We start from the raw sequence: 5,998 nt of genomic DNA, 5'->3' as shown, positions 1-5,998 counted from the left end.
ACTGATAACTGATAACTGATAACTGATAACTGAAATGACCAATTTCAATTCCTCTTTGTTGACCAATTGTTACTCCCTCCTGTAAGATTTGTTGGTACCAAGGAGATTCTTGTAAAACTGCCATATCCCACCTCATTATTTGTTGTACTATTTCGGTCTTTAATACAAATGTAGCAAAAAATGCTAGTAAGTTTTCTAATTCTAAAAGTTGTTCATCCTCCCGTAAAAGTTGCAATGCTTGTCTCACAGTTGCTTCTTCTCCTCCACCTTTAAGAATAGGAACAATATGATTTCAAACGTAGGCTTGGAGAAGCTCGAATCCAGGGAGGCAAGCTTGATGGAGTTTCTCCCTTTCTTGGGGTAGTAAATCCTCCCATTGAGAACGGGATTTACCTACCATTGCGGCGCTCTGCTGCATCCAATTTTCTACTTCTGATGTTAGTAAAACCTGATCGTCTAAAAATTCTGCTAGAGCCTTTACTTGTGGCACTGGGTTATTGCAAAAATCCTCAAAGTAAAGAGTTTTGACCCGTTCTTGAGGTAATTGATCTAGAGCATTGACACCTAATTTAATTTCTTCAGACCAGTAATGGCCAAATAAAACAGGTGACATATTGTAATCCCAAAACGCTTCAGTAGTAAAATTTTCTGGGAGTAACCGATATAATTTTTCAGGGAGATTGCTGATGCCTGTGCGATCGTCGGTTTGAAACGGATCTATCCCAAGAAACTGTATTTGTTGAAAGCAAATCAAAGCCATCCGAAATAGTATGTGTCGGCTCATAGAGATGGCACAGTTGCGTCCATCACGCACCAAGTGTAAAAATCTGGCTTCAGGAAAACTTTGTGCTAACTGTTGAACTACACGAACAGTGCCCCCAGACCTCTCAACCCAGTTGGTTTTGTCAAATTGATCGGCTAAGTGTTGACACATAGCCTGAAAGTGTTCTGTTGCAGATGCAAAAGGACGTTGAAGCACCCAGCTCTGGAGTTCATCGAATAAGGACTCTGGTTTGTCTGTCAAGTGAGGTAACATTATCTGTAATATTGCAGGAAGCCCAGTTTTCTGGTTGTAGCGACTGGTTACTGCCATTGGATAGAGTACCTCATTCGATATCAAGTTATGGCGTAAAAGCAAATCCACCCTGGGATGAGAGGTCGCAATCAAACGCCAAAATTGTTCGCCGTCGATGGAAACTGGCGAGAAAATTGGTTCAAGCAGAAAACCAAGGTCAGAAACTGTCACAAAAAATTCAGATATACTTAGGCAGGTGGGGTGTTGCCGGACCATTTTTGACAGCATGGTCGAACCACATCGACCTGTACCCACAATAAATAATGGTTTTTTCATTGGTTTGGTAGAAACTTGGGAATGGATTTCAATCAAGTATACTTGATACCTATTCTAATTTAAAAATCTATAGAATCTGTTTGGTATCTCTAAAAATTTAGGCGTTAGCGGGGATAGCTCTACTGTCTTGTGTCCTAACAATTTTCTTGATCGCGTAAAGTTAAATCCTAATAAAAGCGGTGCGTTACCCTCCACTTTATTCTGCTAACACACCCTACCATTCAAGTCTAAAATTAACATATTTTTACTAAAAATCCGGATTTTTAGCTCAATTCATTGTTTAATAAATTTATACCTAATTTTGACCCTAACTTTAAGATAACCTAACTATGAATAATCAAGCTAATGCTCCTGTTAATACCGACAACTATTTATTAAGAAGCGTACATACAAACAACTTCCCCCAAATTTTAGACCAGTTAGGCATATCTTTAGTTATTTCTACTTATCAAGCAGGTAAATTAATTGTTTTGCGTGCGGATAATGGAGTAATTAATACCCATTTTCGTACCTTTAAAAAACCTATGGGGTTAGCAGCAAATCACGAAAAAATAGCCCTGGGAACTGCTTATCAAATTTGGGATTTTCGCAACATTCCAGCAGTAGCAGAAAAATTAGAACCTGCTGGTAAACATGATGCTTGTTATTTACCCAGAAATATTCATATAACTGGGGATATTGATATTCACGAAATGGCTTGGGCAAAGGATGAATTATGGTTTATTAATACTCGTTTTTCTTGTCTTTGTACTCTCGGTCATCCTAATAGTTTTATACCTCAATGGAGACCTCCTTTTATTAGTGGATATGACTTAACAGACCGCTGTCATTTGAATGGATTATGTTTAAAAAATGACCTACCAAAATATACCACAGCTTTAGGAGAAACTGATACTGCTGCGGGGTGGAGAAAAAATAAAGCTAATGGTGGCATATTAATGGATATAGAAACAAATGAAATATTAATGCGGGGTTTATCTATGCCTCATTCTCCTAGATGGTATCAGGAACAATTATGGTTATTAGAATCAGGAAATGGTAGTCTGGCAAAAGTTGATTTAAACCAGAGAAAATTAGAAACAGTTGCTCAGTTGCCTGGCTTTACTCGTGGTATAGATTTTTGGGGGAATTTAGCATTTATTGGTTTATCACAAGTTAGAGAAACTGCTGTATTTACAGGGATGCCAATTACTCAACTTCAAGAACGAATTTGTGGAGTTTGGGTGGTTAATATTTTAACTGGAGAAACTATTGCTTTTTTAAGGTTTGAAGCAGGAGTTCAGGAAATATTTTCTGTGGCAGTTTTGCCGAATATTCGCTTTCCTGAAGTTATTGAATGGAATGAAAATTTACTTGCTAGTTCTTATGTTTTACCTGATGAAGCTTTAGCAGAAACAGTAAAACCAACTTCAGAAATAGCTATGGCAGAAACTCATTTAGCCAAAGGAAATCAGTTCTATCAAGAAGGTAAATTAGTTGAGGCGATCGCTGAGTATCAAGAATGTTTGAAGTTACAACCAGATTTGACAATAGCTCAATATAATTTAGGTGTAGCTTTAGGAGATAATCAACAGTATGAAGCAGCAATTAATTTTTTACAACAGGTAATTAATACAGAATCAGATAATGCTGATGCTCACAATAGTCTTGCTTATGCTTATAGTCAAAAAGGTGATTTAGAAAGAGCAATTAAACATTATGAAGAGGCAATTAATCTCAACGGTAGTTTTGCCAAAGCTCATTTTAATTTAGGTATGACATTGTTGAAAAATGGAGATTTAAAACGAGGATTTGCTGAATGTGAATGGCGATGGCAAACAGCAGAATTTACTCCATTTCAATGTCCTCATCCTCAATGGAAAGGGGAAGATATTATGGATAAAACTTTGTTAATTCATACCGAACAAGGAGCAGGAGATGCTATTCAATTTATTCGCTATATTCCTCTAGTGGCAAAACGCTGTCAACGGATTATTTTTGTATGTACACCTGAGTTAATTCCTATTTTTAAAAGTGTTCCAGGAATTGATAAATTAATGCCTCCAGGAGAACTGCAATTATCAGAGTTTGATATCTATGTACCCTTAATGAGTTTACCTTATATTTTTGATACAACTTTAGAAACTATTCCTGCCAATATTCCCTATCTCAAATCTACAAACAGTAACCATATAAATATTTCCCATACTGAATACAAAGTAGGTATTGTTTGGGCAGGTAGCCCTACTCATAAAAATGACCATAATCGTTCTTGCAAACTAACTAATTTTTTACCAATTTTGCAAATTCCAGGAGTAAAATTTTACAGCCTTCAAAAAGGAAAAGCTACCCAAGAATTAGCTCATATTTCTAGCAATATTCAGATAGAAGATATGAGTTATCAGTTAAATAATTATGCTGATACAGCAGCAGTAATCAATCAATTAGATTTAGTAATAAGTGTTGATACTTCAGTAGCACATTTAGCAGGAGCATTAGGTAAACCTGTATGGACTTTATTATGTTTTAATGCTGATTGGCGTTGGTTACAAGAAGTAGAAAATACCCCTTGGTATCCAACAATGAAATTATTCCGTCAGTCTCAGTCAAGGGAGTGGCAAGAAGTAGTTGAAAAGGTACAAGCAGAGTTATGGGAAATGATCGGGAAAGGCTCTCGATAGACACGGGGATGCGGAGACACGGGGATGCGGAGACACGGAGACGCGGGGATGGAGGCTTTAATTTATGATTAAAATTTGACTTTTCACCTATGCTTAAAAATAGCTGCTCCAGTTGATTTGAGATAGTTATCTCTATCTTTTTTCCCTTTTTTTCAATATTTACTTCTTCTTCCTTCTTCCCTCTTCCTTCTTTCGTAGGGACACCCTTATGCAACGTCCCTACCATTTGTAACATAAATTTATCAAACTGGTATTATACCCTTGTTCCCTTCACTCACGGGCAGCGGGAGCAGGAGTCAGAATTTCTTTATGCTTTTTCTGCCTCCTGCCCTCTGACTTTCCTAATAATCAAAAATGTAGCAAAAGTAACGATCTATAAATATAGATAAACCCATAGGCAAAGCTATAATATTGAGAATTACCTATTGCCATGCCAAGGAATGCCAATATCTCATAAACCATGCTTGTACTTCAATGTTGGCCAAGCATAAAATTAACATTGGGGTTATTAGTTAACCTTCTTCCTTTTGCCCTCCTTTTTATTCCTTCAAGTTAATAAATATGACTACTTGTACAAACTGTGGACATAATAATAATATTACCTCCCATTTTTGCTCTAATTGTGGTGCTTCTCTAGAGGAAATAATACCCTCTCAAATAGCATCTACGGAATTAAAACCAGGCACAAAATTACGCGATCGCTACATAATTATTCGCCAAATAGGTCAAGGTGGGTTCGGGAAAACGTACTTAGCAGAAGACACAGGTAGATTTCAACAAGCAGTAGTTTTAAAACAATTAACACCAGGAAACCAAGGCACTGAATTTGTGAAAAAAGCTGAGGAACTTTTTCACCGAGAAGCAATGACATTACATCAAATTAATCATCCTCAAATCCCGCGTTTTTGGGAATTTATTCAGGAAAATAAATGTTTGTTTTTAGTGCAAGATTTTATCGAAGGGCAAACTTATGAATCTTTATTAGATCGACGTCGGCGACAAGGAATTTTTTTTAGCGAAGTTGAAATAATTGACTTTCTTCGTCAAATTTTACCAGTTTTAAATTATCTCCATGATAGAGGAATTATTCACCGAGATATTGCTCCTGATAATATTATTTGTAGGGCAGAAGATGAGTTGCCAATTTTAATTGATTTGGGTGGAGTAAAACAAATTGCTGCTGAAGTTTCTCACAAAGCTGACAAAGCAGATAGTTATGAAAATGTTGTTCCTGCTGGCACTAAATTAGGTAAATTTGGTTATGCCCCTGATGAACAAATGCGGTTAGGAATTGTTGCTCCACATAGCGATTTGTATGCTTTAGGAGTGACTTGTTTAGTATTAATGACTGGTAAACTTCCTTTTGAGTTAATTAATGTAAAAACAATGCAATGGCAATGGAATCAAGAGTTAAAACTAAGCCCTAATATTGAAGGTATTTTAAATAGAATGTTGGCTCCTATTCCTGGCGATCGCTTCCAGTCAGCAGAGGAGATATTGGCACAGCTACAACCTCCAAAGCCGGAAAATATTGCATCTACTAAAATCAGTAAAATTCAGCAAAGCAATGGAGAAACAGATATAAAAACAGCCATAGTTTCTACCCCAAAATCAAGAAATATTATTCACACTTCTAATGACGTACCAGAAGAAATTATTGATTGGAATTGGGGTGCATTTTTCTTGCCTGGTCTCTGGTGTTTAACTAATCGTGTATGGGTAGGATTAATTGCTTGGATAGACCTCAGTTCAGTCACCTTTGGCATGGGGTGGTTAATGACAGGAATAATATTAGGATATAAAGGTAATGAATGGGCATGGAAAAGTCGAAAATGGAAAAGTACTGCTGAGTTTAAAAAGCATCAGAGAATGTGGTCAATTATCTCTTTATTGTTAATTTCAACTATCGTAATTATTGGAATTTTAGCCATTTTATTTTTGTTTGTTATTGCTGCTTTTATTGCTGGTTAGAAGTAAGCATTTCCTG

At 36.5% G+C, this 5,998-nt stretch carries 3 protein-coding genes and 1 pseudogene; 2 read left to right on the top strand and 2 right to left on the bottom strand.

The genetic code is table 11. From position 1 onward, the window contains the following. Together AC3DU7_RS22465 and AC3DU7_RS22460 are read right to left on the bottom strand one after the other, a co-directional pair. Positions 1-247 (bottom strand): annotated as a pseudogene (locus AC3DU7_RS22465) (hypothetical protein); the annotation flags it as partial. 45 nt (positions 248-292) lie between these two features. Beyond that, positions 293-1,351 (bottom strand): sulfotransferase, encoded by a 1,059-nt coding sequence (locus tag AC3DU7_RS22460; RefSeq protein ID WP_488041525.1) that lies wholly within the window; start codon positions 1,349-1,351, stop codon positions 293-295. A 329-nt stretch (positions 1,352-1,680) separates the two neighbouring features. On the opposite strand from AC3DU7_RS22460, the gene AC3DU7_RS22455 reads away from it, so the two are divergent. Continuing rightward, positions 1,681-4,011 carry a TIGR03032 family protein gene (locus tag AC3DU7_RS22455; RefSeq protein WP_488041524.1) on the top strand — a complete coding sequence of 777 codons (2,331 nt, stop codon included), beginning with the start codon at positions 1,681-1,683 and terminating at the stop codon, positions 4,009-4,011. A gap of 561 nt (positions 4,012-4,572) precedes the next feature. Next, complete coding sequence (locus AC3DU7_RS22450; RefSeq protein WP_488041523.1) at positions 4,573-5,982, top strand: protein kinase domain-containing protein; 1,410 nt, start codon at positions 4,573-4,575, stop codon at positions 5,980-5,982. The last annotated feature ends 16 nt before the right edge of the window (positions 5,983-5,998 follow it).

The organism is Okeania sp. (genome assembly GCF_983059655.1).
The sequence above is the reverse complement of the archived record's forward strand: the minus strand, read 5'-3'. Positions and strand labels throughout refer to the sequence as shown.

Bases quoted from the DNA above. Each gene is read 5' to 3' on its own strand.
- AC3DU7_RS22450 (WP_488041523.1), top strand. From the start codon at position 4,573: ATGACTACTTGTACAAACTGTGGACATAATAATAATATTACCTCCCAT.
- AC3DU7_RS22460 (WP_488041525.1), bottom strand. From the start codon at position 1,351: ATGAAAAAACCATTATTTATTGTGGGTACAGGTCGATGTGGTTCGACC.
- AC3DU7_RS22455 (WP_488041524.1), top strand. From the start codon at position 1,681: ATGAATAATCAAGCTAATGCTCCTGTTAATACCGACAACTATTTATTA.